We start from the raw sequence: 25259 nt of genomic DNA, 5'->3' as shown, positions 1-25259 counted from the left end.
TCTGTGCTTTGACTACCCGCGAACTTCGCCCCGAGACAAGATTGCTTGTGCGTCCGTGATTAGGCAAGTCAGCCCATGAATTCATTTGCCTCGTTGCTAGCCGAAGTAGCTGACTGCTCTATTTGCGCGGCTCATTTACCGCATGGCGTGCGGCCCGTTTTGCAAATGCACCCGCAAGCTCGTGTATTGATTGCCAGCCAGGCACCCGGAAGAAAAGTGCATGAATCAGGAATACCTTTCGATGATGCCAGCGGTGATCGTTTGCGTGAGTGGATGGGGGTGACGCGCGAGGTCTTTTACGACGCACAACAAATCGCCATTTTGCCGATAGGTTTTTGTTTTCCAGGTACGGGTAAACACGGCGACCTGCCGCCACGGCCTGAATGCGCGGAGGCATGGCGCGGCCGACTTCTCGATTACCTGCGCCATGTTGACGTTACGCTGGTTGTTGGACAGTATGCACAGGCGTATCACATCAACGACGTACGCGCGTCGTTGACCGAGACCGTTCGTAGCTGGCAATCTTATTGGCCGAAAATAATCCCTCTGCCACATCCGAGTCCACGAAACAATATTTGGCTGAGCCGCAATCCGTGGTTCGAAAAGACCTTACTCCCTATGCTTAAGCGGCGAGTAAGCGAGGTACTTGAAAGATGAAGACGATGTTAACCTTTTGTCTTATAGGCTTCCAAGGTATGGCCTTGCACAGCAGCATCTAAGCTGCTTTTATTCACTAATCCACCCAGGAGAAACAGCATGTCCGATTTTAAAAAATATCAGTGCAGAGAATGCGAGCATATCTACGATGAAGCCAAGGGCGATCCCGATAGCGGTCTTGCGCCCGGCACCCTGTGGGCCGACATGCCGAATGACTGGTGCTGCCCGATCTGCGGCGCACCTAAGGATTTCTTTAGACTGATGGAATAAGCCATTACTTTATTCATGATAATAGGTGTCGCTAAGATCGAGCGTCTGCCCGTTTGGTAAAATCAGATTGGAAAAAATTATGCAAGCAGAAAATACACGTAAACCCAAAGGAATCAGCGGCGCCGAAATCATCAGTGCCGCCGGCTTGGTGAACTACCAGGAAGACTCAGTTGTCAGTCATGAAATTGTCAAAAAGCAAACGGGTACTGTGACTATCTTCGCCTTCGACGAAGGCGAAGGCCTGAGCGAACATACGGCCCCATTCGATGCCCTGGTGCAGGTGCTCGAAGGCGAAGTGGAAGTCAGTATTGCAGGCAAACCGAATCACTTAAATGGCGGGGATATTATTCTGATACCCGCGCAGCAGCCGCACAGCCTTAAGGCGCTGACGCAATTCAAGATGATCCTAACCATGATTCGATCCTGAATCGTGATCACCAATATACAGAGAGCTGACGATGTATTTCAGTTTAAGCGGATTTGACTTTAGAATCGGAGGGCAAAATGGCTATCCCAAAAGTGCTGGCGATCGTATTGGCTGGCGGCGAAGGCACTCGCCTGAACCCACTCACGGCAGAACGATCAAAACCGGCAGTTCCCTTCGGCGGGCGTTACCGTCTCGTCGATTTTGTACTGAGCAATCTGGTTAATTCCGAAATCCACTCAATTTATTTGCTGGTTCAGTACAAATCTCAATCATTGATAGAGCACGTACGACGCGCATGGTCGGTTTCGAATATCATTGCGGACCATTTTGTGACGGTGGTTCCGCCCCAGATGCGCGGCGGTCCGGACTGGTTCCAGGGTACTGCTGACGCGGTCTATCAGAACCTGGGGTTGATAGAGCATCACCGTCCCGACATAGTGGCGGTCTTCGGCGCCGATCACATCTATCGGATGGACATTAGCCAAATGGTTCAATTTCACCTGGATCACCAGGCCGATATGACGGTGGCAGCCTTGCCCGTGCCTCTAGCTCAGGGACACAACTTTGGCATCATCACGCCGGACAATTCGTCGCGAATCATTGATTTTCAGGAAAAACCCGCGCAACCCCAGCCTATTCCCGGCGATCCGCAACACTGTCTTTCCTCAATGGGTAACTACCTGTTTAAAACCCAGGTGCTGATTGATGCTTTGGAGGAAGCGCATGCCGGAGGAGAAAAAGATTTCGGCCATGATGTACTACCCAAGTTGATGCGCACGCACAAGGTCTGTACTTATGATTTCACCGCTAACCGCATATCGGGCGTCAAAGCGTATGAAGAACCGGCGTATTGGCGCGATGTCGGCAACTTTGAGTCCTATCATGCGGCTCATATGGATCTGCTTGGATTGCAGCCGCGGTTCGATACATTCAATCCCGATTGGCCTATTTATTCGGATCATTATTTCGGGCCGGAAGCCAGAATCATTAGTGGTGAAATTCGAAACTGTATTATTGGCGGAGGAAGCGTGGTCAATGGCGGCAATATTCGTAATTCGGTGATCCGACACGAGGTCATGATAGAACCCGATGTCGATATAGAAGACTGCATCATTATGGATTACTGCGTCATAAGCCGAGGTTCCAGGCTTCGGCGTGCCATCATTGGTCGATATAATTTCATTGAACCAGACACGGTGATCGGCTATCACCCTGCAGCTGATCGGGAACACTATCATATTAGCCCATCCGGAATTGTAGTCGTACCTAAAGGTAGGCGAGGGCAAATCCGAGTGTATTGACTGCCACGCAAGGTGTGTCCAGAGGGGCTGATTTGCATCATTGAGTACGAGCAGAAGAGGGAAAAGGCTGGCCTGCGTTGACAGCCAATTTTGGAACAAAGCCGTTTGCCAGCCTCTTTGCCGCGCTTTTTATGGGGGAGGTGAAATCGTAGACCGCTCCCAATGCGGAACGGTCTACGGATATTGCCAATGAAACGATGTTATTCGCTAGCCTTGTTGTCGCGCATCGCCGCTTCGAGTTTCTTAATGTCCTCGGGCGACAATTGGGGGCGATCCACTTTGAGCGTCAGCTTGTTAAGCTTGGCTGTGAGGGCGAATGGCGGCTTGTAGTCGGCATCGTTTACGCCGGTCAGCGTGTCGGAGCCGATGTCGAAGCTCTCATCCCATTGCAGAATCATCGGTAGTGTGTGTGGCATGGTTTCAGTGGCGACCACTTTGCCATCCACTTTTAGCGTGCCGGTGCCAGGACGGCCTAGCCCGCTCATGTTGTTGAAGGCAAGTGTACCAACACCTAGACCGTCATATTTGAAGTCGAACTCCAAACTGTGTTTTCCGGGCGTTAGCGCATCGGGACCTTCCCACTTGATGCGTTTCAGATCAATCAAATTCCACAGAAACACAGGCTTACCCTTCAGCAGGTAAAAACCATAGCCAGCAAAACGTCCACCTGAGGTCAGAATCATACCTTCAGCACCACCTTCTGGGACGTCGATATCGGCCGTGATGGTGTAGGAACTGTTGAGCAGGAAGGGCGAATCGCCCTGCGGCAGACCGACCATAGGATAGGTATAAACGAACTCGCTGCGACCGGCGGTAATATTCGGACGCGGAGCGACGACGCGGACAGCCACAGAGGCATCCATCGGGAAGACCTGATATTTCTTAGCCTCGGCGATAAACATCTTTTTCATTTGTTTAACTTTGTCCGGATGCTGGTCGGCTATGTTCTTGGACTGGCTGAAGTCAGTGTTGAGGTCGTAGAGTTCAAGCACCTGGTTGTTGAGCGGGTCGGGGTTGGCGGCCCCAAAGGCCTCCCACGGCGCGCGATTTACCTTGGTACTCAGTAACCAGCCCTCGTGATACAGCGCCCATTGCCCCATCATCTCGAAATACTGGGTTTTGTGCTTTGAAGCTTCCTTGGCATTTTTTGCGTCGAAGGTGTAGGCAAAACTGGTACCCTCGATCGGTGCCTGTTTGATGCCATCAACCATCTCTGGGGCTTTGATGCCGCTGGCTTCAAGGATAGTCGGCACGACGTCAATTATATGCATGAACTGTTCACGCAAACCACCTTTATCCTTGATACGTGCCGGCCATGAGACCGCCATGTTCTGGCGAATGCCGCCCAGTTTGGATGCGTTCTGCTTGAACCAGGTGAACGGGGTATCAAAAGCCCAAGACCAACCCGCCGACATGTGGTTGTAGGTTTGCTCGGTACCCCAGACGTCATACCATTTCATTTGATCTGCCACCGGCACAGCGACACCATTGAAGAATGCAACCTCGTTGGGTGTGCCTAGCGGACCACCTTCGGCGCTGGTGCCGTTGTCGCCGTTGATGTATATAATCAACGTGTTATCAAGCTTACCCATGTCCTCGACAGCTTGAATGACACGTCCGATCTCATGATCGCTGTAAGCGGCAAAGGCGGCAAACACTTCCACTTGTTTGATATAGAGCTTTTGCTCCTCGGCAGTCAAATCATCCCAGTTTTTCAGGACAGACGTCGGCCAAACCTCCAATTGGGTATCCTGCGGAATTACGCCAAGCTTTTTCTGGTTTTCGAAGATTTGTTCACGCAGTTTATTCCAGCCTTGATCGAACAGATGCAGCTTGCTAATCTTTTCTACCCACTCCTTGGTTGGATGATGCGGTGCATGCGTAGCACCTGGCGCGTATTTGAGGAAAAAGGGCTTATCCGGCATCGTTTGATTGATGCGATTCAGGTAATCAATCGCATCATCAGCCATGCCTGTAATCAGATTCCACTCTGGCTTGCCTTCGAACGGATAGATCTGAGTGGTGTTGCGAAATAGATTGGGTTGCCACTGGTTAGAATCGCCACCGACAAAACCGTAGAAATACTCAAAACCCATGCCGGTCGGCCATTGATTGAAAGGCCCAACCTGACTGGCAGCAAACGCCGGTGTGTTGTGATCCTTGCCGAACCAGGAAGTGGCGTAACCGTTATCAAGCAAAATCCGCCCGATAGTGGCTTTATCCTCGGCGATGATACTGTTATAGCCGGGGAAACCGGTGGATTGTTCTGAAATTACCCCAAAACCGGCCGAGTGATGGTTCCGACCGGTAATCAGCGCGGCACGGGTCGGTGAGCACAGCGCGGTAGAGTGAATATTGTTGTAGCGCAGACCGTTATTTGCGATCCGATCCATAGCGGGGGTCGGAATGACGCCACCAAAAGTACTGGGCACGCCAAAGCCGGCGTCATCGGTGATGATCAGCAGCACGTTGGGTGCTTGCTTGGGCGGCACAATACGTGGGGCCCACCAGGGTTTCGAAGTCAGAGCGTCATTGTTGATAACGCCGGCGAATTTCGGTTCAGGCGCTGGAAGTTGGTTACCGTTGATGGTGGTGGTGGCGCTAGGCGAGCCCAGGATACCGGTGATTTCCAAAGCACTGGTTGGTTTCTGGGTTTTTTTGCTAGTAGTTTTACTGGCTTTGGTTTGTGACTTCTCCGCATGCACTTGGGGTGTAACCAGTGCGAACGTCAAAACCGACAAAACAATCAGCATATAACTGAGTCGTTTTTGTTTCATGAGTTTCCTCTCTTTGCTTTAGTGGTGGTTTTAGGGCGGTTAAGTTTTAAAATTGTATATTCATACGCAGATTGGCCTCCACTGTTGTGTCGATATTTTGCAATTGGTTATTATCATCGAGATACTTGTTCAAGCCTGAATTGATGATTTGCAGATTGGGACTCACATTCAACCAAGGCGTGACTGCGGCGGTGTAATACATCTCGATGGCATCTTCATGATCCAGACCAATCCCCAAACTTTCGCGCAGTAACGGCACAAATTGATTGCTGAACTGGGTACGCGCCCAGCCTACGCCAAACGAGTCATTGGGTCGTCCAGGTACACCCTTGCCACCAATACCCATCGTGTAACTGTATTGGATCGGGTTAGGGTTGCCGTCGGTTGCACCAAAGCTAAAGAAAAGACCGACACCGTGTTTCGAGTCGCCTGCAGGTTGCCATAAATACTGATCAAAGCTGTAGACGATAGACCAGGTATTGTCCTTGCGGTTTGCAGGTTGGACTGGGACTAGCAATTGAGGGAAACGTCGCTCTAAAATTCGATACAAGATAGGGCCGGGATTACCTAATCTGGGGTAACGTTCATCTAAAAGCGCATGCCCAAGGTTGTAGGGATCTTGAGCCAATGAAAAACGACTTTTGTCGCTCCACATTCCTGTCAGGCCCTGATGACCCACCAAACCAAACGGCTTGATTTTGATATTTGCCGCACTGAGGACCGTCGTACCCTCTTTGAAAGCATTGCTGATGTTATCATCCGTCGGCGTGCCGCCTGCATCCAACGCCAAAGCCATCAAAGTAATATCTTTGGTGGGTAAAAACATCATGCCGCCGCCGTAAGCAGACATTGGCAGCATACCAAGGCTGGAGGAAAAATTCAGTCCCATGTTCATAAACTGAGTCCGGTAATCGCCGTAGAACTCGGTGGGGGTGAATTCGAACAAATCCATTTTTCCCATCGTTACACCGAACTGGGCACTGAAAAACTGCGTATATGAGGCCTGCATCAGTCCGCTGCTAGCCTGGTCGAAAGCAGGATAAAGTGTGGCTACGTTGCTTGGCAGAAAAGCACCGGCTTGGTTATACAAGCTGTTGCCAAAACTTGAAACCCCCTCAAACTTGAAAAAACCACCCGGCCAAAGTCCCAGCTTTTCGGTGTCGATATTTAGCGTATAGTCGACGTTACCCCAAAATTCGGCACCGGTATTTCTGCCGCCGGAAACGACGCCTCCAGGCAACAGGAACATATTAGCGTCCAACTCCACGCCTTTCTTAGACATCTCATCCCTTACGCCACCCCAATCGCCTGTTAGTCGCGGTCGCGTTGACAAATCTCCGCCCCAGGTTTCCGGCACTTCAACCGGTCCTAACGCTAGAGCCGTTGAGCTAAAACCCACCAGCGTGGTAAAGCTGATTACGGTTAGCGATCTACAGGCAATATTAGAGGTATGCTTCATTTTTTTTCCTAATTTTATCTTGTTAACTAATCTGTTTTATCGCAGGGCAGGGTGAAGTAGCCGCTGCGTATGTATAGTGCTCACTTGGGAAATACTTGCTTCCAATCCGTTTTCATATCCACGACCGTCCAGCCCTTTTGCCCGGCTTCATCCAGGGCTTTATCAAGCCGACCGATAGATGACTGACGGTCGTAAGCTGCTTCACGATCGGCATCGGTGTGATGAACCAGCAAACCAAAACGTAAGCCGTCGCCCGCGGTAGTCCATTGCAGCATTTGCAGATCACCATCCGAATTACCAAAAGCAGCGATCGGTCTGCGGCCGATAAATTTATTGATAGCCACGGGCTTGCCGTCCTTGTCATCGAGAAAATCAACTTCAGGCAGACGTAAAAGTATAGGTTTACCGTCACGGAGTTCAAACTGGGTTTTGATACTGCTGCCTATAACCTGTTCGGGCGGAATTCCGTAGATTCTTTCGGTCCAAGGTCGCATGAATTCTATACCGCCACCGGAAACAATATAGGTTTGAAAACCGTTATAGCGCAGGTAGGTCAGCAGTTCCAACATAGGTTGATAGACCAGTTCTGTATAAGGCCGATTATATTTCGGATGCTTGGCTGTTGCCAGCCAATCCTTGACGGTTTGTGCAAACTCCACTGTAGTCATGCCTGCATGTGTGGCCATTATCAGTTCCAGTATCGCATGCTCACCACCGGCCATCACAGCTTTCAGGTCGCCAGCCAACACCGATTTAAAAGGTTCCTGCTCAATCCATTCTGGATGCTGAGCGGCTGTCGCTTTAACACGGTCAAGCGCAAAAGCCAGTTGAGCATAAGGTGGTTGCTCTGACCATAGTGTGCCGTCATTGTCAAAAACAGCGATGCGTTCGGCAACCGGAACATAATTAACACTATCTATTTGGCTGACATCATTAACGAATTTAATGATGTCAGCCTTTGCAGGTACATTATTCCAGGACGGCATTGGATCAATGACTTGGGCGTTTACAGCTACGGCAAAGGAGATCAGTGTTAAGCATAAGATTAAGCGATAACCACTGCCGACTATCAGTTTATGAAGGGATTGGTTCATGGTTTGTATCTCTTTGATGTAGCGATTTATAGTTAAATTTAGTCAATGCGATCCCAAATCAGGTCGCTGTGGGAAGCTCCTAGTTCTTTAGGTAAACCGAACATATACACCAAGCCAATGGCCAGATCACCCAAACCCAGCGGCACAGCAATCAAGCCCAGATCCCCAAAAAGACCAGCAGGTATCAATAACAAAGCAGCGATGTAGCGTAGCATGGATTCCCAATACACCATGGACGCACGTCGACGCAAATCGCGTGACGCCAAAATCAATATCGCACTGGTATAAGCCAGAAAGCCGGCCAGCAGCCAACCCCATAATGGTGCAGGGATGTTCAAGCCTAGTAATCGATAAAACGGTGGGCAAGTTAACGTCAACGCCAGTCCTGCGTTGTAGATACCTGTCCAGAAAATAAATTTAGTCATCGTAATTGGCATGAGTTGCTCCTGGATTAATTCACGTTTTTTCAAAGGGTATGTGAGTTGCGCTTAAAGAGGTTGTGCGCGGCCTTTTTACGCATACTCGATAGACGGCAGGAATTTCGTTTTCATGCCTTCGACTGCGCCCGGCAGACCCGCTCTAGCTTTAAACCCGTTCGAATAGGGAGTATGGCCCACCAAATTGCTGATATTGAACTGACCAATATCGCCGCTCAAAATAACCATATATTGGTTTTTTTTGTTTTCCGCCGCTGGTGCAGAAAATGTGAGACAGCTTGTAAGCAAAACAAGGCCAGCCGTCAATTGTCCGAGCAAACCTTGAATTAAACTTGATTTGATCATTCTTTAATTCCTGTTGAATAAATGTACAAAATGCAATTTTCTCGGTTAAGACTAGCAACAGACACCCAAATTGTCTAACGAATCAGGTCAACCTTAAAATAATATTTAAATCATAATAAATTGGGTATCGAATACTGTTTATTATGATTTCGGCTACTGTAGTGGCAGCACCAAGACTTATTAAAATTGGGATGATGAAGATGACTTTTTTAGGTTCAACCAAGGATGGGATGCGTCATTTTTAATTGCTGGACAGCCTATGCCCATTACAAATCATATTTTGGTTTAGGCTCTTGGTTGTGGCTTGCGGCCCGCATCGCGTAAAATCCCGAATAACGATGTTCAATCCATGGAGTTATGTAATGAAATATTCTTTAATCGCTTTGCTGTTGTTAGTCAACAACCTGGCTTTCGCAGCAGATGATGCTAAAGAGGAGTGGAACCCGACCACTTTAAATGAAGAAACTATCCAGAAAATTCAACATGCTCAATATACTTATAAAAAATGCGTGGTCGATACCATGCAAAAACCAGAGTTTTCAAAACTGGAAAGCCGGCACGCCACCGATGCGATCATTAAGCTGTGCGAACCCACGCTGGCTGATATGCGTAAAGAATATATCGAGGTCGGCGTGCCGGGTGTGATTGCTGATCGGCATTTGAAAAAACTCAGAATTCAGGTTACCCGCAATTTATTGCAGGAACTTATGTATGCAGAGGCGGCTAAAGCTGCTGGAAAACCTTAATCAACTCTACTTATTGTATTTATGAATACCTATACCATTGATTTAAACCTGCAACCGACCACATTCGATTTATGGCATGTGTGTCTGGCTGGAACAGTTGCCGTGTTGGCATTAATTTTAATCGTTGTTTTAATTTCGGTTTTATTAGGCTTGCGGCGCTGTAAAAAGGCAGCACCAGCACCGGTAGTCCCAACCCCAATGCTGCAGCCTGAAATCAAAATCGTCGAGAAAATCGTTGAAGTTGAAAAAATTGTGCAGGCTCCGGCACCGGAACCGGTAATTTTAAAAGAAGCCACACAGGATGCAGCCTTACAATTACTCAGTCTGCTGCAAAAAGAAGCTAGGTTCATCGACTTCATCAAGGAAGATGTCAGCGCTTTCAGTGATACCGAAATTGGCGCGGCAGCGCGAGTCGTGCATCAAGGTTGTACCAAAGCCTTGAATGAACATTTTACCCTGGCTCCGGTTAGCCAGGATCTTGAAGGCAGTCGTGTAACTTTAAATAAAGGCTTTGATGCGGCAGCATTCCGCCTGACTGGTAATATCGTTGGTGAAGCCCCGTTTAGTGGAACGTTGGTTCACAAAGGCTGGCAGGTAACCGATTTGCGCTTACCGAAATTAACCGAAGGCCATAACGCCAAAATTGTGGCTGCGGCTGAGGTGGAATTATGAGTGAGGGTGCGCGTTATTCAGTGGGTATCGATTTAGGTACCACGCATTGCGTAATGTCCTATGTCGACTTACATGCTGACGATGACCAAGTGATTTTGACGGTGTTATCGATTCCGCAATTGACCGGGCCGGGCATGATTGAAGATAAAGCCCAGTTACCGTCATTTACCTATTTGCCGCATCATGCCGAGATTGCAGAAGGCGCTACCGCGCTGCCGTGGTCGGCAAAACCTGAACATTTAGTCGGTGAAATCGCCAGAAATCTGGGCAGCAAAACGCCGATTAGATTGGTCGCCAGTGCAAAAAGTTGGTTATGTCACGCCGGCGTCGATTGTAAACAAGCTATTCTGCCGGCCGATGCGCCTGAAGATGTTGAGCGCATTTCACCATTTTCTGCCAGTAAAGCATATCTGCAACATTTGCGTGATGCCTGGAATCACCACTTTCCCGAAAACCGGCTGGAAAATCAAGATGTAACAATTACCGTACCGGCATCATTCGATCCGGCTGCAAGAGAATTAAGCGTGGAAGCTGCACGTTCTGTTGGCTTAGGCCAATCAGTGTTGTTGGAAGAGCCGCAAGCAGCCTTGTATAGCTGGATCGAGAAGAGTGAAGGGGATTGGCGTAATCATGTGCAAATCGGCGATGTGATTTTAGTGATCGACATTGGTGGTGGCACGACCGATTTGTCGTTAATTGCTGTGACTGAGCAAGAGGGTAATTTGCAATTAACCCGGGTTGCGGTCGGTGATCACATCTTATTGGGTGGCGACAATATGGATTTGGCTCTGGCGTACACGGTAAAAGCCAAAATGGAGCAGGAAAGCGGCAAGCGCTTGGAATCCTGGCAATTGCAAGCCTTAACACATGGTTGCCGTGAAGCGAAGGAAAAACTGTTCAATCAGCCAGAGCTTGGCAGCATGCCGTTGGTGGTGGCTAGTCGTGGATCTGCCTTGATTGGCGGTACCTTACGGACTGAATTGACTCGTGATGAGTTGAGTCGGGTGTTGGTCGATGGCTTTTTACCGCAAGTGCAAGCCAGCGACAGACCTGTGGTTAAACCGCGTACTGGTCTTAGATCAGCTGGTCTACCATATGCGCAGGACGCGGGAATAACCCGGCATTTGGCAGCTTTTTTGGCTAAACAAAAAGATGCCACCAGCGAATTCAGTCATATGGCAAATGCCGAAAATGCCAGTTTTCTGCATCCCACTGCAGTACTGTTTAACGGTGGGGTATTAAAAGCCGGTGTTTTATCCGAGCGTTTAATGGCCATTTTAAACAGCTGGTTACAAGCAGAACAGGCACCGGAAGCACGTTTATTACATGGGGCTGATCTGGATTTGGCTGTGGCACGCGGTGCGGCTTACTATGGTTATGTGCGCAAAGGTAAAGGCGTACGTATCAAAGGCGGCACAGCGGCTTCTTATTACGTTGGTGTGGAAAGCGCTATGCCGGCAGTGCCTGGTTTAGCCCCTGAAATCGAAGCACTCTGCATCGCGCCTTTTGGGATGGAAGAGGGCAGTGAACAAGAATTGCCGAATGACGAATTCGGTTTAATTATTGGTGAGCAGGTCCGGTTTCGATTTTTTGCCTCCAAAACCCGTCGTGAGGATAAAGTTGGTACCCGTTTGGAAAGTTGGGGTTTTGATGAACTGGAAGAGCTGGACGAAATTGAGATCAGCTTGCCAGAAGAGGGAAAAGCACCAGGCGAAATCGTACCTGTACATTTATCAGCCGCAGTGACTGAAGTAGGCACCCTGGAATTAAGAGCTATATCCAATCGAGACGACGACAAGCGTTGGAAAATTGAGTTTGATGTTAGAGCTGGTGAAGATTAATCGGCAAAAACAGCAGAAAGTTGGACATGAATAGCATGTCCAACTTTACTCGTTTTTTTACCGGTAATTCGGGTTGGTTGGTTGAGGATAAGTTTGTTGTGGATAGCCTTGTTGGTAGGGCTGTTGTTGTGGATATCCTTGTTGATAGGGTTGCTGCTGCTGAGGATATGTCTGCTGCTGTTGTGGCTGTTGGTAACCACCCTGAGGTTGCTGGGGTTGTTGATTAGCACCCGCATTTTGGTTGGCGATAATCGCTAATTCAACTCGACGATTGATAGCCCGATTGGCCTCACTGGTGTTGGGCACTTTGGGTGAGCTTTCGCCCAGGCCTTGCTGAGACATACGGGCTGGATTCACACCGTGTAGCGCTAGATAGTTAGCCACACTGGCTGCCCGTACTTCAGACAGACGCTGATTATAAGCATCGGAGCCAGTGTCGTCCGTGTAGCCAGTAATGGCTATCCGCGAATCGGGATAGTTATTTAATACCTGAGATACCGAATTCAAAGCGTTTTGTGCCTCAAAAGTCAGATCCGCTTTATCATGAGCAAACGTCACATTGCTAGGCATGGTCAGATTTAGTGTGTTATCCGCAGTACGCTGTACTTCTATGCCGGTACCTTGCAGCGATTGCTGCATTTCTTCCTGTTGCTTATCCATGTAATAACCAATGCCAGCGCCGACTGCAGCGCCGGCTAAAGCGCCAAAACCGGCATTTTTCCAGTCATTACCACCGAATAATGTACCTGCACCGGCACCAACAGCCGCGCCAATACCAGCGCCTTTGCCGGCGTTACTTATGCTTGATTCTCCAGTATATGGGTTGGTAGTACAGCCGGCTAACATGCCAATACCAATGCCTAGCACAATTAATTTTTTATTCATGTTCAGTTCCTTATGGAGTAAAAATTCTTTTGAAAGATGTAAAAGTGAGCTATTAACTCGGAAAAACCGGTAAATTAAGCATGGTTTATTTTCAGATAGCAGGCTTAAATCGGGCTTAATGCGGGCAAAAGGTGAATTTATTGTTTGTGTCTAATTTGTTGTTTATCGATGACTCAAGAAAATTGATTAACTGTGCCAGGCTGCTTTATTGTCATACATGCTATTTTGCGCTCGAATAGTTCCCATTCTTAGTAGTTGCGGGCGTGTTGCAGTGAAAAATATACCGATATTTCAATGAGATACGCTGAAAGCAGATCGTTAGGTGTTGTCTTGATAAATTTTAGCTATTTGTTGCGTCCATAATGCTTTGACGCGCAACACTAAATCAAGAATTCATAATCAAAACTAGCATCAGAAATCATTCCGTGTTGCGTTCGCGGTTCGGATATATCTTTACGCTCGGCTTTTGCCTGCTTTTTGAATTTAGAATTCCTTATGGCTTAAAAAGTGTCGAACACCTGGATAATTGAAACAAGCCCTTAAAAGCATGGTTGTTTTGAAGCCAAAGAGTTAAAACTTTAATAACTATTATATTTACTATAATTAAATAGTTTTCCACCTATAATAATTATTATTATAGAAACTATGTAAATAGCCAGTTATGAACAAAACACCATTAATCGACGCTATCTTCTCTGGAAATATTATGGAAATAGAGTCTCTTATTAAATCAGGCCAAAACGTCAATCAATCTTTTAATGGTATTACGCCCATCCAACATGCAATAAAACTCAGGAAATCTAAAATAGTCAAATTACTCATAGAAAACAACGCAGATCTCCTTATCTATGACCGACATAATGTATCGCCACTTAGTCATATATTAACGAAATTCAAAGAGTCCACAGCGCTGTCAATCATAAAATCGCTCCCCGATATCCATATCGCGGATATTTACGACCGTAACACTGCACTACATTACACAGCGCGCAGCAACTATGCAAAATGCATTGATTACCTTATATCAAAAGGAGCAAGCCCAAATGCGCTCAACAGACAAGGGCAATCCACTATATTCTTTGCCGCAAAAAGTGGTGCTTGTCAAATTATAGGATTATTGGTCAACAGCGGTGCTGATATAAACCTGCGAGACAAGATTGATAAACAGCAATGGAGCCCAGTCTTTTATGCAATAAGCAGATCTCATGTCGATTGTGTCGCGGAGAATATCACGCAAAATGCTGATGTCAATCTTATAGATGATGCGGGTTCGACGCCGATTTGTTATGCGATGCAAATAGCTGATGATCGGATTGTTCGAGTTTTGCTGGATTAAAGTTATGACGGTGAAAATTTGTGGATAAATAAGTTTAATAAATTAAATTTGTTCTTATATTATCAATTTTGATAATGGTGCTCTAAAGCCATCGAACCCAGGTAAAATGACCTCATAGACAACCTGATTGATCATACTTCTTATCGGTCTTAAGTTTTGTTTTAGATCCGGCAGCTCTCTTTTTTCTTTTTTAATTTCATTTATAAATTCTGCACAAATATTTATCATTTGATCAATAATGTAATATGAATTACATGTTCTTTTAGCTAAAGCATCAGATGCCATCTTTGCACTTTCCAGTATTAGAAACTGGCATTGAGCAACCGAATATTTATTTAAAAGCTCGCTTAACATTATGGTAAATGAATGTTTACTAGTGTCAGAGACGGAAAAATGTCTTTCGGTTGTGCATTCATCAAAAAATTCCTGGCATTCTGCTAATCTCAGCGCACAAACCACTTCTGTCAGTTGATTAGCCCATGGATCAGGCAAAGTCTCTTGTTCAAGATATTCCCTTATATCCTCACACAATAAAGTACGATATTCAGCAGGCACACGCCATGCGAATTCTATTGGTTTTCTTAATAATATATTGATACCGTTATATGAGAATGTATCATCAATTGAACTATTCATTATTAGTTCAGTTTTTAAAAGCTGATTAATAAGATAGTGCCCATATCTGGCTTGGGGTGAAAATGGCATTATTGATAATGTGTCAATTTCTAACAATGACTTCGGCATTTCTATTTGAGCATACGTATGAAGCGCAATTAAAGTGATTGCTTGTTCCAGTGATAAGTCAAAAATATGAATTTTTGTAGTATCCGATCTGATATCTCTTTCATTCAGTATCGGCTTAAATTTGGATGAATTTGAAGCGGAATTCAACATGGTTTACCTACTTTGTTCGTATTTATGTGTCGAGAATTATTCTAAATATGAGCTTCCTTAGCATTTAACTAAGTTTTGCTTTCAATTGATCTACGGGATGTTTAGATAATACAGAAGCTGAGGACGAATGTCTAATATATAGCGTGTAAACAAATAGCGTGTATCTGTATAGCGTGGTTATGAATAGCGTGTTCTTATACAGTAATCATTTTTATATGATTTCGAGATGGCAGAAAACACAAAGCCTGATCCCGATTTGCGCTCGTTATTTGGTCAGCGGCTGGCAATCGTTCGTAAGCTAAGAGGCTTTTCACAAGAGCGACTGGCGGCGGAAAGCGGGCTTGCACGTAGCCATCTAAGTGGCATTGAGAGAGGCAGAATAAATATTACTTTAAATAAAATCGGTTTGATTGCTCAGACTTTATCAGTAGAGCCTACAGAGCTGATGGATTTCTTCTCGCAAACGGTTGTTGAGGATCGTGTTATTGATCAGTCATTGGTTACAGAAAATGATGGTGATATTAAGTCCTGATTTCAGGTTATCATTCCAGTATCTCAAATTATGTGGTGATGGCTCTCACGCTAATTGGTCAGACAATTAGAAGCGTCGGTGCACATAGGGCACACCCAGTCGCGCAATATCACACAACTGGATAGCTAATAAGATTCAAAAACCTGATTCACAGCCTTACCTTGAGTTCGGTTGTCTATTTGGCTGGCTAAGGTTCATTTATAGTTAGATCAAGGGGGTATCTATGTCATTCGGTTTGAGTCAGCAGCGCAGTAGCGTTGCGTTCGACATGACAACTGGCACTGAGGTCAGTTTTGATGTCGAGAATGCAACCTGCATTCTCGACATACACTCCAACATATCGATGAACATGGCCGAATTCGGACTCCCCGAGTTCCTTACACATGGTAATTTCAGTAAATGGGTGAGCCTTGACGCCAACGAAGGTGTCGCGGTGACGGGCTTAACCAGTTGTGGTGCTGTCTTCATAGCAAACAAGGATTTCAGCAGGGTTGCCGCCGGTCACATGAGCGGCGACGCAAGGTTTGTCAAAGACTGGTGCAACAAACTCTCGAACAGCAATCCAAAGATTCATCCGCACTTCATTCTTTGGGGAACTGGCCCGGATGGAAGTCGTAAGACTGGTGGCAAGATTCTGATGGAGTATATGCAATGCTTCGCGATTTCGCCGTCACGAGCGCCCGCTGTAGCATCATGCGGGGCTATTTTCCTTGTGCGGTCTCAACGTGGAGTCGCCTACGCATCTAACACTATCGCCATTCCGTTTAAGCGTAGAGGTCAGGCTGTCCGGGAATTCAAAATGCCGACACAAGAAGAGTCCAAGGTGATGGATTACCTTAATCTGGAGATGTTCGATTCCAAAAGTATGCCTGACCAATTAATGCTGATCCAGGCAATTGCTAGATTGGTCAACCACGAAAACATACCGCTTGCGTTTGATGAAGAGACCCAAAAAAGACTCATTTCGTTACACGGAAAAAAAGTTACAAAAGCATACCTCGAATTGGTACCCGTTTCATTAAAGAGTCGGTTTTTGCAATTCGAAATTTTCAAACTCTACCCAGATTGGAAACAATGAATACTAGCCATACATGCTAAACGGGGTAGTTAAATATCCGCAGTGGAAGTCATATTTGTCATAACAATGCAATGGGTATTTATCTCTTTGTTTTTCTTTTTGGCTGAACTTATGCATTGAAAAATTTGAGTTAGCGCACATTGAAGCAGCTTGCATTTTTAATTCACAATGTTTCAAGAAGTTGAGGCCTGAGTCACTGCCAGTTTCAATCAGTATCTGTAGTCTTCAGCCGAGTATTAAACCAGTTACAATCACTAAAATAGATTACGTTTGCTCAATGATGCGTTAAAAACCCATCAAAAACCAAACGCATTAAATGAGCACGATCTCATAGAATAAACGACACCCCAGTTATAAAAAATTAATCCGTCAATGACTGATTCAGGTTTACTGATCGACAAGAAACAATAACATTCGTCTACATGGTACTTTCAACCGCTCAGCCAGACATTGACACCCTATCGGGGCACAGGTCGGTCATTGATATTTCCCTTGGCAATCAGAAGTTGTATTTACAAGCGACCATCGACAGCATACAAGTTTATTGACTACCAAGAATGGAGACAACATCATGATCCACCCCGAACTGCTGCGCGATCAGGGCATCCTGATCATTACACCGGAAGGCCCTCTTCAACAATCAGATTTCGAGAATCTAGCTAAACTCGTTGACCCATTCATTGAATCCGAAGGCGAGCTGAGAGGACTGCTGATCTATACAGAGAAATTTCCAGGCTGGACAGATTTTGCCGCGTTATTGGCGCACTTGAAATTCGTTAAAGACCATCATCAAAAAGTTGCCAAGGTTGCCGCCGTGACTGATAGTGGGTTCCTTACGATCATGCCGAGCATTGTTAGCCATTTTGTCTCCGCCCAAGTGCGCCATTTTGTTTATGGCGATAAGCAGCGGGCTTTGGAGTGGTTACTAAGCTAACGTAATTTAGACCCTTCAATAATTATTTTCAATTATTCACTTTGACCAGGTACCCGTCACCACCAAGGAAAAAACTATTCTGACCGATATCAGCTTTGTTAGCTTGTCGGGTGAAAATGTACGCGGTAAATCCGGTTCCGACAATAGCAATATATCGCCCCCTACCCATTGTGTAAACCAAATAGGACTCTAGCGGATGAACGACCCAAAACTTTTTATTTCTTATAGCTGGTCAAGCCAAGATCACGAAAATTGGGTTATTGAACTTGCAACTCATTTACGTGAATCCGGTATCGACGTAATCCTGGATAAATGGGATTTGAAAGAAGGACACGATGCACATGCTTTTATGGAGCAAATGGTATCTGACCCAGAAATTAAGAAAGTTGCCATTATCTGTGACAAAATTTACGCCGATAAGGCTAATGGCCGAAATGGCGGTGTGGGAACAGAAACTCAAATCATCTCACCTGAAATCTACGGTAGCCAAGCCCAAGACAAGTTTGTTGCCATCGTCAAGGAAAGGGACGACGACGGAAAGGCATGTCTTCCAATTTATTACCGCTCTCGGATTTATATCGACTTTAGCGACCCTAGTACAGAGTCTGAAAATTTCGAAAAACTACTTCGCTGGGTATACGACCAGCCATTACACAAAAAACCTGATCTTGGTCATAAACCCGGATTTCTCATCGAAGATCAACGAACCATCTCCTTGGGAACAGCATCTCGCCAAAAGCGAGCAATTGATGCAATTAAATGCAATCGTGACAACGCGGGTGCAATAACGATTGAATATCTAACGACATTTGCCGAGGAGTTAGAAAAGTTCCGAATTAACACATCCTTTGAACTGATTGATGATGAAATAATTGAAAATATAGAAGCATTTTTACCTTATAGAAATGAAGTAATCGAAGTATTCTTAACGCTTGCGCTTTATCGCGATTCTCATGAAACTCGAACAGCAATTCACCGTTTTTTTGAACGCCTAATTCCATATCTTGAGCGACCAGAAAACGTAAATCATTATCACCAATGGCAAACAGATAACTTTAGATTTATAGTTCACGAACTATTCCTTTATGCTATGTCATCCTTAATTCAATATGAAAGATTTGAATCTGCCGCTTTCCTTATGGCTAGCGAATATTATGTGGCTGGACGATCTGAATATCATAATGCATCAATGGTAAGTTTTGATTACTTCCGTCAAAACGTTGGGTCGCTTGATAATAGAAATAATAGACTTAATCTTCGTCGATTGTCCATTCACGCAGATTTACTTGAAAGTCGCGCTAAAAGCTCAGGTATCGATTTTCGCTATTTAATGCAGTCCGACTTCATCCTTTTTATGCGAGATCACATTGATAGATCAAAGAATCAATGGCATTGGTGGCCAGAGACACTTTTATATCTCAGGCATTCTGTACCATTCGAGGTGTTTGCAAGATCAAGATCATCAAGTTATTTCGAAAAAGCAAAACTCCTCTTGGGGGTACAAACTAAATCCGACCTTGTTCCGATTTTGGAAGACTTTAGAGCAAATAGGCAACGATTACCACGCTGGGAAGGATCAACTTTTAGTCCTGAGGCATTACTTGGGTTTAATGAGATTGCCACTAGACCCTGATGAACACCGGATTCCACATAATCATAAAATTTACTGCGATACTGAGAATTATGAATGTGCGGTCGATTTAATCTAACGGCATCGCCCGATACAATTGCTGAGCATTTTCAGCTTCAGCGACCGCTGCACTACCAACTTAGCTACAACATCACGCCCGCACAAAAAATACTTTGCATAGTCGAGCTTGAAGACAAGTCGTTAAAACCGGTCAATTTGTTTTGGGGGTTGGTTCCGTCATGGGCAAAGGATGACAAAAACAGCCATCACTTGATTAACGCCCGTGCCGAAACTGTTCGAGAAAAGCCGTCATTCCGGGCAGCGTTTCACAAGCGCCGCTGCCTGGTTGTCGCGACCGGATTTTACGAATGGCAAACATTGGAATCAGGCAAACAGGCATTTCACATTCACCGGCAAGACAATAACTTATTCGCCTTCGCTGGTCTTTGGGAGCATTGGGAACATGACCAACAAACGCTGTATTCATGTACGATAATCACTACTGCAGCCGAGGAAATCATGAAACCGATTCATGAAAGGATGCCAGTGATTATTCCAGTTGATGATTATCGGGGGTGGCTGGGTAAATCAGTGGATGAACAGGAAGTGTTTGGGATGCTGGACAATCAGGCATATTCAGCGATGACGGCAACGTCGGTTTGTAGTTACGTGAATAATCCGAGGCATGATGATGCGGGGTGTTTGCGGTAGGTTAGCCAAGAGAGCGGCTTAAACCATTTTACCAAAGTGTTCTCGCGATGGTCATTTGGCCTAATAAGTTCAGGGGCTTAACGTAGAAACGGTATTTGCGGAATTATGCAAAAGTTTTCTGCTTTCTTCTCGATTGATTGGGTTGTAAAACTTTGCTTCACATTGCGGCGAGCAATGTTCTGAATAGCCAAGCCATCACTAGTCCAACGAAATATTGCCCCCAAATTCCGGGGCAGTCTTTGTTAGCATACTCTTTTGAGTAAAAACTCGGTCTCCTTTTTGTCCTGATGGTCAAGGCCCAATCGGAACTGACGAGAAGACTTTGGCTCTAGCAATACAGGCTGAAATGCCAGGACTTGAATGGCCGTTGATAACAACTAAGTTGGTCGAAAATGACTACAGCGTAGAGCGACAGCCGTTTGCACCGGATATGGTTGATCGGGCTTTTAGCTGAAATAGTATTTTTTAAAATCATTACTACAGAAAGAATCTTAAGTCATATTTATGATTGATTAATTGATGCACAGGCATATGTTTCACAAATTTGGCAAGCTTACTTGAAACGAGTAAAGTTGCAGGCAATTGGTCGTAAAGGCTGGAATTGTTCCAGTTCATCTTAGTAAGGGCAAGGGTGTAACTTGCAATATCTGCCCATGGCCCATGTCCACCATAGCGAGTTAAACATAGCGGCTCAGGTATACATCTTCCTTCACGATAAAATGACTTACCAGTGGCGATTCCGTTGACATTACCTTGAGTCCATAACAAAAGGTCATAATCATCTATTGGTACATATGTACCGCGATTAATTGGGTAAAAAGATGGCTGAGTTTTCTTGGGATCATTTATAACTCTTTGGCGAAGCGTTCCCTTCCATGGCGTATTTTGGTTAATGCTTATTAAATCCAAGTTTTCATTCTTACCCCAAACATCAAAACAACCGTCTATTTCGTCACTTCTAAATTCTGTTGTTTTGTAAATAATTAACCTCTTTGGTGGAATGCCATTATGTGATCGATAAATTTCTAAACCACGACTAACTAATCGAGCCATCTGTTCTCGGTCAAAAAATGGATTATCTCCAAAATACGCTTTTGGTTTAGCATCAAAAGCAACAAACTCTAATCCTTTACCCTGTGAATCAAATACTTGACTACAACAGGTAACAAAGCGGGGCTTTCCATCACTCATTTCAGCATTGCTTTTAACAGAATAACTAATACCCATAAATGCCACATTTTCTTCTAATGCCGACATTTTCCATGGAGTACCACCAACTTTAGTATAGATCGCTAACGCAAGATTCCAATAAGTCGTTGACTTACAGCTCGAATTTATTGCCTTATCCCTTATGAATTGTGTGATGATATCGTTATTAGCAGATTCAGCCTTGACAAAGTCATGCAGGTCGAATCCTGTAGCAATATCTGTAAAATATTTTTCGTAAACGTCTGGTAGATAGATAAATAGTATATCGAAATTATGCCTCTGTTTTTCGAATGTCCTTATAACATCAGTTAGTTTCTCGGCAAAGCAAATATGTGGCTCTTGATTTGAATCGATTTCACGTATATCGAAATCTACTTCAAATTTTAAATGATCTTCTATGCATGCATTAACCCTAAAAGCCGAAGCCATTCCTGGATAGTTAGGCGTATATTCAGGTTTGTGATTTGTCTCATATTGAGCATCTAAGCCATCAATAAAGCTTTTTAACTTTAGATTAGCTCCTCTTGGACAAATTATTGCAATACGTATTGGCCCTCTTATGGCTGCCATTGTGTTTTGCCCATAAGGCCCAAATCGCATCAATCCTCGTAGCGGATGTATGTCAACGTCTGTAGTTCTCTCAGGATGAAAACACAGCTTTGGTTCTTCAGCTTGATAATACGCAGAAAGCTTGTAATCAGTTATGCCCATTTCATCCTCTATTACTGAAAGAGCTGACAGTAGAAAACTCAATTGTCGGGTTTACAGCTATATCTTCTTTGAATGCTTTAAATGTGACACTCCGATTTGAGTGATGATGATCAAGCCCAAGACATACTGCCCATGCACTAAATATATCATCGGCTTGTTTGTTATAACGACTTCCCAATCTTTTTTTTCTGAAATCCTCTTGTTTAACATATCTAGGATCATCCCAATTACGCTCGCCTTGTTCAATGTAAACAACTGGATTCACAATCAACCAAAGGGCATCCATTCTTTCTTCAATTCTGAGCTGTATAGATTCAGACCAATAGCGATTAAGCCCAGGCGTTTTTCCGTTGATCTTAGGTGAGTTTTCAAATTTTGTTTTTAATGCATTAATTAATGGATTAAAAAGAGCAAGATTCTTTGAGTCTGGGTCAATATATAAGGTCAACCCATTTTTGTTTTGATAAGATTTCAATGGTAGCCGTGAACAAAAAATCTTTTCGATAACCTGATAAAGTAAGAAGTATTCAGAAGTTTTGTAGTCTTTAACCTTAAATGGTTGAACAGATATGCTGTTTTTTTCTTTTATGGAAAAAACTGAAGCAATTTCATCTCTATCACCAAAAGCCAAAACACCCCCACTTACTCTTGTTGCCAATACTTTGTTGCAATGAGCTATCCTATCTTTAACCTCGCCGACACCACCTATATCACAGTCAAAAAGATAGACGCTTTGTGGAACAGAAAGAACCTTAAAAGCGTTGAAACGGATGATGTCAGTTTCTTGATTACTAGGCTCAAGACTTACAGGACTCCTTCGTTCCAACATTGGCTGTAAATAGTCCTCAAAGTCCATTAATTCATCATTTAGATACTTATATAAGTTCAGCATTAGTTCATCAAAACTCGGTATATCAATCACATGAGCATCAATACCCTTTTTTTGAGCCGTTTCTATAAGTTCATAAACACGAGGTACAACAGGAGCGCCAGTTCTATTAAACCAAAACAAGCCAGGATAATCATTGTTTGCCTTACTAATTATTTCTTCAAAAACACTCATAATAGAATCATCTCTTCCGCTGTAACCTACAAAAGCAAAGCCAAAGCGACTACCTACTAATTCTATTAAAGCGTTTCTAAAATCTCGATCTTGTTCAAGTAACTCTGATTTTGTATTTTTAAGATTTGAAGATTGAAAATCTCCATGGAGTTTGACATAAAGTGGAAATCTGTCTTCTCGAATGCACTGACTAGCTTTTATAGCATTGCCAATGCTAGCAATATGTAATTTGCTAATTGGCAAGCCAAGGGATTGCCAACTTTCTTCAATTACAGAATCAAAATTTGTAGTCCAAATAGCTTTACATACACCTAATCCGATCAATGCAGCCATCACTCGATGTGAAAACTTAATTTCAGCAGAACTAATTTTTTCCTCTATATATGCACGTCTATCCGATTCAGACCGGTAAGCAATTGAAAAATAATGAGAGTATTCTTCTAGTGAATCGACATTTGGATGCCTTTGTTGCGAATCCAAATAGCTTTGAATGAGCTCACGGAATCTTGGATTTGATAAATCCTTACAGGAACTTATTGATTTTCCATTTTCACTGCAATAAATATTTCTTTTGAATTCCCACGTCATCTCCCAAGCGCTCATTATCCCGGCATTGGCAGATGCACCGGCGCCAATAAACCAGTGAATATTTTTAGCGCGGGTTTTATACGTCCTTAGGAAAGAAGATAGTTCCATTGATAGCTCCGAATAAGTATCTAACATTTATCATAAAATTCAGCTTGCTCATTTTTTAAAGCCCTCTTAAAGGATCGCTGCAAGGCCTTCCTTGGTAAAACCAAAATCTGTTTAAATTCAAACTAAAAAATTGCATTTCTATAATTCGTCAATGCACCGTCGCATACTGCATTCACTGCTGAACGTAACCATTATTTTTCACCAATCAATTTTTTGATGTTGTCTTTGCTAATGGTGGAGATGGTGAGTTTTTTAACCTCTTTGGCTTTTAACTCCAAGGTATTGGTTTTGTTTAGTTCTAACAAGGTCGCGATAATCAACTTATCTACTTTCAACAAAAAATCCTTTAAAGCGATTTTTCTGACCAGAATAGCATCTATCCCATCTTTCTCTTTCTCGGTATATACCAAGTCCATCCGAACAAACAAATTAAATGCCTTATTGATATCGATTTTCGAAAGATGGTTATCAAGCTTATGGCAATCAACAAAAACAGTTTCGCGAAGAGTGGCTAAATCGGAACATGCTTTTTTGTTTGTAGTAGCCTGCTTGTAGATTTTTTTGATGGTATCTGCGCTGGTCAGGCGCAAATTGTGTTTGTTTAGAAGACTTTGATATAAATTGGCTGAAGCTGGCTTAGGTTCAGTCGTTTTTGCTTTGGTTGTATTCGGTATCAGTGACGCATAGGTAACGGTTCCGACTTTATTCAAGTGGACGTTTTCAATCGCGCTGAGGAAGTCTGTAAAAGTCTTAAATTCATAGTCACTTTCTTTAAAATCCGCCGCAGTTTGTTTTAAGATATTTTTTAGCTGGGAAGTATTGACCGCATCAGGTGCCGCTTTCAATTGTTGAATGACCAGTGACTGCACTTCGGCAAGTGATAAACAAGGTTGAGAAGCTTGGGCTATCGTTGTGTTTTGGGTTACGTCCTGTTCTGAAACCGTATCCACTGATGAGGCGGCGAGTTCAGGTGAATATTCATCCGTATAAATAAAACGGCTGCACGATGTTTTGACGCATTCGCTCAAAGTTGAATGCCGACCAACACCGATCACTTCTTTGTCCATTTCGCGTAAACGGTGAAATACAGGGCTGAAGTCCGAATCACCTGTGACTAAAACAAAATAATTGATATTGGGAAGTTGCCATGCACATTCGATGACATCGACTGTCATCTGGATATCGGCAGTATTTTTTCCGGTGACCGGATGATAGCAATGAATCAGTTCAAATCCATTCCGATTTATAGATGTTTGATGCATAGCCAGTTGGGGCCGACTCCAAACGCCGTATGCGCGACGAATAATTATTTGGCCCAGTTGTTTTAGTTCTTCTATTATCGGCGTAACACCATCGTTTTTGATCCAGTTAGTGACATTTTCTGCATCAATGAATACCGCAATCCTGTTAGCTTTTTGAGTTGTCATTTTTTATTATTAGAACTGACTTGCATTTAAGGTGAGTTGACGACTGACATAGTTTAGCATTCAGGGCGCGAGTTCAAAAAACTCGCTCTGGTCTCCACAGCATGTGACAAGTTTTCTGCGCGAAAGC

At 44.3% G+C, this 25259-nt stretch carries 23 protein-coding genes; 13 read left to right on the top strand and 10 right to left on the bottom strand.

All coding sequences use genetic code 11. The features are described from left to right. Nucleotides 1-75 precede the first annotated feature (75 nt). From A1359_RS04500 to A1359_RS04485, 4 genes are all read left to right on the top strand, one after another. Entirely contained in the window at nt 76-657 is a 582-nt protein-coding gene (locus A1359_RS04500) for a uracil-DNA glycosylase family protein (protein WP_066978616.1), read from the top strand. Between the two features lie 99 nt (nt 658-756). Continuing rightward, on the top strand, nt 757-927 hold the full coding sequence (locus tag A1359_RS04495; protein ID WP_066978613.1) for a rubredoxin: 171 nt from the start codon (nt 757-759) through the stop codon (nt 925-927). 79 nt (nt 928-1006) lie between these two features. Next, on the top strand, nt 1007-1354 hold the full coding sequence (locus A1359_RS04490; RefSeq protein ID WP_083960495.1) for a cupin domain-containing protein: 348 nt from the start codon (nt 1007-1009) through the stop codon (nt 1352-1354). A 77-nt stretch (nt 1355-1431) separates the two neighbouring features. Continuing rightward, complete coding sequence (locus tag A1359_RS04485) at nt 1432-2655, top strand: glucose-1-phosphate adenylyltransferase (protein ID WP_066978610.1); 1224 nt, start codon at nt 1432-1434, stop codon at nt 2653-2655. 200 nt (nt 2656-2855) lie between these two features. Here the strand turns inward: A1359_RS04485 and A1359_RS04480 are convergent, their stop codons facing one another. From A1359_RS04480 to A1359_RS04460, 5 genes are all read right to left on the bottom strand, one after another. Continuing rightward, complete coding sequence (locus A1359_RS04480) at nt 2856-5432, bottom strand: arylsulfatase (protein WP_198159273.1); 2577 nt, start codon at nt 5430-5432, stop codon at nt 2856-2858. A 46-nt stretch (nt 5433-5478) separates the two neighbouring features. Next, the gene (locus A1359_RS04475; RefSeq protein ID WP_066978607.1) at nt 5479-6891 is read right to left on the bottom strand and encodes a carbohydrate porin; all 1413 of its coding nucleotides are present in this window, start codon (nt 6889-6891) and stop codon (nt 5479-5481) included. Nucleotides 6892-6971: 80 nt separating this feature from the next. Then, entirely contained in the window at nt 6972-7985 is a 1014-nt protein-coding gene (locus A1359_RS04470) for an HAD family hydrolase (protein ID WP_066978604.1), read from the bottom strand. 38 nt (nt 7986-8023) lie between these two features. Beyond that, nucleotides 8024-8422 carry a hypothetical protein gene (locus A1359_RS04465; RefSeq protein ID WP_066978601.1) on the bottom strand — a complete coding sequence of 133 codons (399 nt, stop codon included), beginning with the start codon at nt 8420-8422 and terminating at the stop codon, nt 8024-8026. A 75-nt stretch (nt 8423-8497) separates the two neighbouring features. Next, nucleotides 8498-8767, bottom strand: a complete 270-nt coding sequence (locus A1359_RS04460; RefSeq protein WP_066978598.1) for a hypothetical protein — start codon at nt 8765-8767, stop codon at nt 8498-8500. Between the two features lie 362 nt (nt 8768-9129). On the opposite strand from A1359_RS04460, the gene A1359_RS04455 reads away from it, so the two are divergent. Genes A1359_RS04455 through A1359_RS04445 form a run of 3 tightly spaced genes read left to right on the top strand, consistent with a single transcriptional unit; the run spans nt 9130 to nt 12026 of the window. Next, nucleotides 9130-9513, top strand: coding sequence for a hypothetical protein (locus A1359_RS04455; RefSeq protein ID WP_066978595.1), 384 nt, complete (start codon nt 9130-9132; stop codon nt 9511-9513). A gap of 21 nt (nt 9514-9534) precedes the next feature. Then, complete coding sequence (locus A1359_RS04450) at nt 9535-10185, top strand: DUF2760 domain-containing protein (RefSeq protein WP_066978593.1); 651 nt, start codon at nt 9535-9537, stop codon at nt 10183-10185. Further along, nucleotides 10182-12026 (top strand): Hsp70 family protein, encoded by a 1845-nt coding sequence (locus A1359_RS04445; protein ID WP_066978590.1) that lies wholly within the window; start codon nt 10182-10184, stop codon nt 12024-12026. Before A1359_RS04450 ends, A1359_RS04445 begins: the two co-directional genes overlap by 4 nt. Nucleotides 12027-12083: 57 nt before the next feature. On the opposite strand, the gene A1359_RS04440 is transcribed toward A1359_RS04445, so the two are convergent. Then, nucleotides 12084-12911 (bottom strand): OmpA family protein, encoded by an 828-nt coding sequence (locus A1359_RS04440; RefSeq protein ID WP_066978587.1) that lies wholly within the window; start codon nt 12909-12911, stop codon nt 12084-12086. 661 nt (nt 12912-13572) lie between these two features. On the opposite strand from A1359_RS04440, the gene A1359_RS04435 reads away from it, so the two are divergent. Continuing rightward, nucleotides 13573-14247, top strand: a complete 675-nt coding sequence (locus A1359_RS04435; protein WP_083960494.1) for an ankyrin repeat domain-containing protein — start codon at nt 13573-13575, stop codon at nt 14245-14247. Between the two features lie 54 nt (nt 14248-14301). On the opposite strand, the gene A1359_RS04430 is transcribed toward A1359_RS04435, so the two are convergent. Continuing rightward, complete coding sequence (locus A1359_RS04430) at nt 14302-15141, bottom strand: hypothetical protein (RefSeq protein WP_066978582.1); 840 nt, start codon at nt 15139-15141, stop codon at nt 14302-14304. A 226-nt stretch (nt 15142-15367) separates the two neighbouring features. Between A1359_RS04430 and A1359_RS04425 the strand changes: the two genes are divergently transcribed. The 5 genes from A1359_RS04425 (at nt 15368) to A1359_RS04405 (ending at nt 20026) form a co-directional block, all read left to right on the top strand. After that, the gene (locus A1359_RS04425) at nt 15368-15673 is read left to right on the top strand and encodes a helix-turn-helix domain-containing protein (RefSeq protein ID WP_066978579.1); all 306 of its coding nucleotides are present in this window, start codon (nt 15368-15370) and stop codon (nt 15671-15673) included. 223 nt (nt 15674-15896) lie between these two features. After that, entirely contained in the window at nt 15897-16751 is an 855-nt protein-coding gene (locus A1359_RS04420; RefSeq protein WP_066978576.1) for a hypothetical protein, read from the top strand. Between the two features lie 571 nt (nt 16752-17322). After that, nucleotides 17323-17685: a SpoIIAA family protein gene (locus A1359_RS04415; protein ID WP_066978573.1), complete on the top strand. Its 363-nt coding sequence runs from the start codon at nt 17323-17325 to the stop codon at nt 17683-17685. Nucleotides 17686-17881: 196 nt separating this feature from the next. After that, complete coding sequence (locus A1359_RS04410; protein WP_066978570.1) at nt 17882-19318, top strand: SEFIR domain-containing protein; 1437 nt, start codon at nt 17882-17884, stop codon at nt 19316-19318. Nucleotides 19319-19372: 54 nt separating this feature from the next. Continuing rightward, nucleotides 19373-20026: an SOS response-associated peptidase gene (locus A1359_RS04405; protein WP_066978567.1), complete on the top strand. Its 654-nt coding sequence runs from the start codon at nt 19373-19375 to the stop codon at nt 20024-20026. Between the two features lie 477 nt (nt 20027-20503). Here A1359_RS04405 and A1359_RS04400 read toward each other — a convergent pair whose 3' ends face one another. From A1359_RS04400 to A1359_RS04390, 3 genes are all read right to left on the bottom strand, one after another. Further along, a complete protein-coding gene (locus A1359_RS04400) occupies nt 20504-21946 on the bottom strand; it encodes an argonaute/piwi family protein (RefSeq protein ID WP_066978564.1) in 1443 nt (480 codons plus the stop codon). A gap of 1 nt (nt 21947) precedes the next feature. Beyond that, entirely contained in the window at nt 21948-23705 is a 1758-nt protein-coding gene (locus A1359_RS04395; protein ID WP_066978561.1) for an SIR2 family protein, read from the bottom strand. Between the two features lie 191 nt (nt 23706-23896). Beyond that, the gene (locus A1359_RS04390) at nt 23897-25132 is read right to left on the bottom strand and encodes an NYN domain-containing protein (protein WP_066978559.1); all 1236 of its coding nucleotides are present in this window, start codon (nt 25130-25132) and stop codon (nt 23897-23899) included. Nucleotides 25133-25259: the final 127 nt, after the last annotated feature.

Origin of the sequence: Methylomonas lenta (assembly GCF_001644015.1) — a bacterium.
Lineage (GTDB): Bacteria > Pseudomonadota > Gammaproteobacteria > Methylococcales > Methylomonadaceae > Methylomonas > Methylomonas lenta.
Note: the sequence above shows the minus strand (reverse complement) of the source record. Positions and strands in the feature narration are given on the sequence as shown.

Coding starts and splice junctions, on each gene's coding strand:
- A1359_RS04500 (WP_066978616.1), top strand. CDS start 76: ATGAATTCATTTGCCTCGTTGCTAGCCGAAGTAGCTGACTGCTCTATT.
- A1359_RS04495 (WP_066978613.1), top strand. CDS start 757: ATGTCCGATTTTAAAAAATATCAGTGCAGAGAATGCGAGCATATCTAC.
- A1359_RS04490 (WP_083960495.1), top strand. CDS start 1,007: ATGCAAGCAGAAAATACACGTAAACCCAAAGGAATCAGCGGCGCCGAA.
- A1359_RS04485 (WP_066978610.1), top strand. CDS start 1,432: ATGGCTATCCCAAAAGTGCTGGCGATCGTATTGGCTGGCGGCGAAGGC.
- A1359_RS04480 (WP_198159273.1), bottom strand. CDS start 5,432: ATGAAACAAAAACGACTCAGTTATATGCTGATTGTTTTGTCGGTTTTG.
- A1359_RS04475 (WP_066978607.1), bottom strand. CDS start 6,891: ATGAAGCATACCTCTAATATTGCCTGTAGATCGCTAACCGTAATCAGC.
- A1359_RS04470 (WP_066978604.1), bottom strand. CDS start 7,985: ATGAACCAATCCCTTCATAAACTGATAGTCGGCAGTGGTTATCGCTTA.
- A1359_RS04465 (WP_066978601.1), bottom strand. CDS start 8,422: ATGCCAATTACGATGACTAAATTTATTTTCTGGACAGGTATCTACAAC.
- A1359_RS04460 (WP_066978598.1), bottom strand. CDS start 8,767: ATGATCAAATCAAGTTTAATTCAAGGTTTGCTCGGACAATTGACGGCT.
- A1359_RS04455 (WP_066978595.1), top strand. CDS start 9,130: ATGAAATATTCTTTAATCGCTTTGCTGTTGTTAGTCAACAACCTGGCT.
- A1359_RS04450 (WP_066978593.1), top strand. CDS start 9,535: ATGAATACCTATACCATTGATTTAAACCTGCAACCGACCACATTCGAT.
- A1359_RS04445 (WP_066978590.1), top strand. CDS start 10,182: ATGAGTGAGGGTGCGCGTTATTCAGTGGGTATCGATTTAGGTACCACG.
- A1359_RS04440 (WP_066978587.1), bottom strand. CDS start 12,911: ATGAATAAAAAATTAATTGTGCTAGGCATTGGTATTGGCATGTTAGCC.
- A1359_RS04435 (WP_083960494.1), top strand. CDS start 13,573: ATGAACAAAACACCATTAATCGACGCTATCTTCTCTGGAAATATTATG.
- A1359_RS04430 (WP_066978582.1), bottom strand. CDS start 15,141: ATGTTGAATTCCGCTTCAAATTCATCCAAATTTAAGCCGATACTGAAT.
- A1359_RS04425 (WP_066978579.1), top strand. CDS start 15,368: ATGGCAGAAAACACAAAGCCTGATCCCGATTTGCGCTCGTTATTTGGT.
- A1359_RS04420 (WP_066978576.1), top strand. CDS start 15,897: ATGTCATTCGGTTTGAGTCAGCAGCGCAGTAGCGTTGCGTTCGACATG.
- A1359_RS04415 (WP_066978573.1), top strand. CDS start 17,323: ATGATCCACCCCGAACTGCTGCGCGATCAGGGCATCCTGATCATTACA.
- A1359_RS04410 (WP_066978570.1), top strand. CDS start 17,882: ATGAACGACCCAAAACTTTTTATTTCTTATAGCTGGTCAAGCCAAGAT.
- A1359_RS04405 (WP_066978567.1), top strand. CDS start 19,373: ATGTGCGGTCGATTTAATCTAACGGCATCGCCCGATACAATTGCTGAG.
- A1359_RS04400 (WP_066978564.1), bottom strand. CDS start 21,946: ATGGGCATAACTGATTACAAGCTTTCTGCGTATTATCAAGCTGAAGAA.
- A1359_RS04395 (WP_066978561.1), bottom strand. CDS start 23,705: ATGGAACTATCTTCTTTCCTAAGGACGTATAAAACCCGCGCTAAAAAT.
- A1359_RS04390 (WP_066978559.1), bottom strand. CDS start 25,132: ATGACAACTCAAAAAGCTAACAGGATTGCGGTATTCATTGATGCAGAA.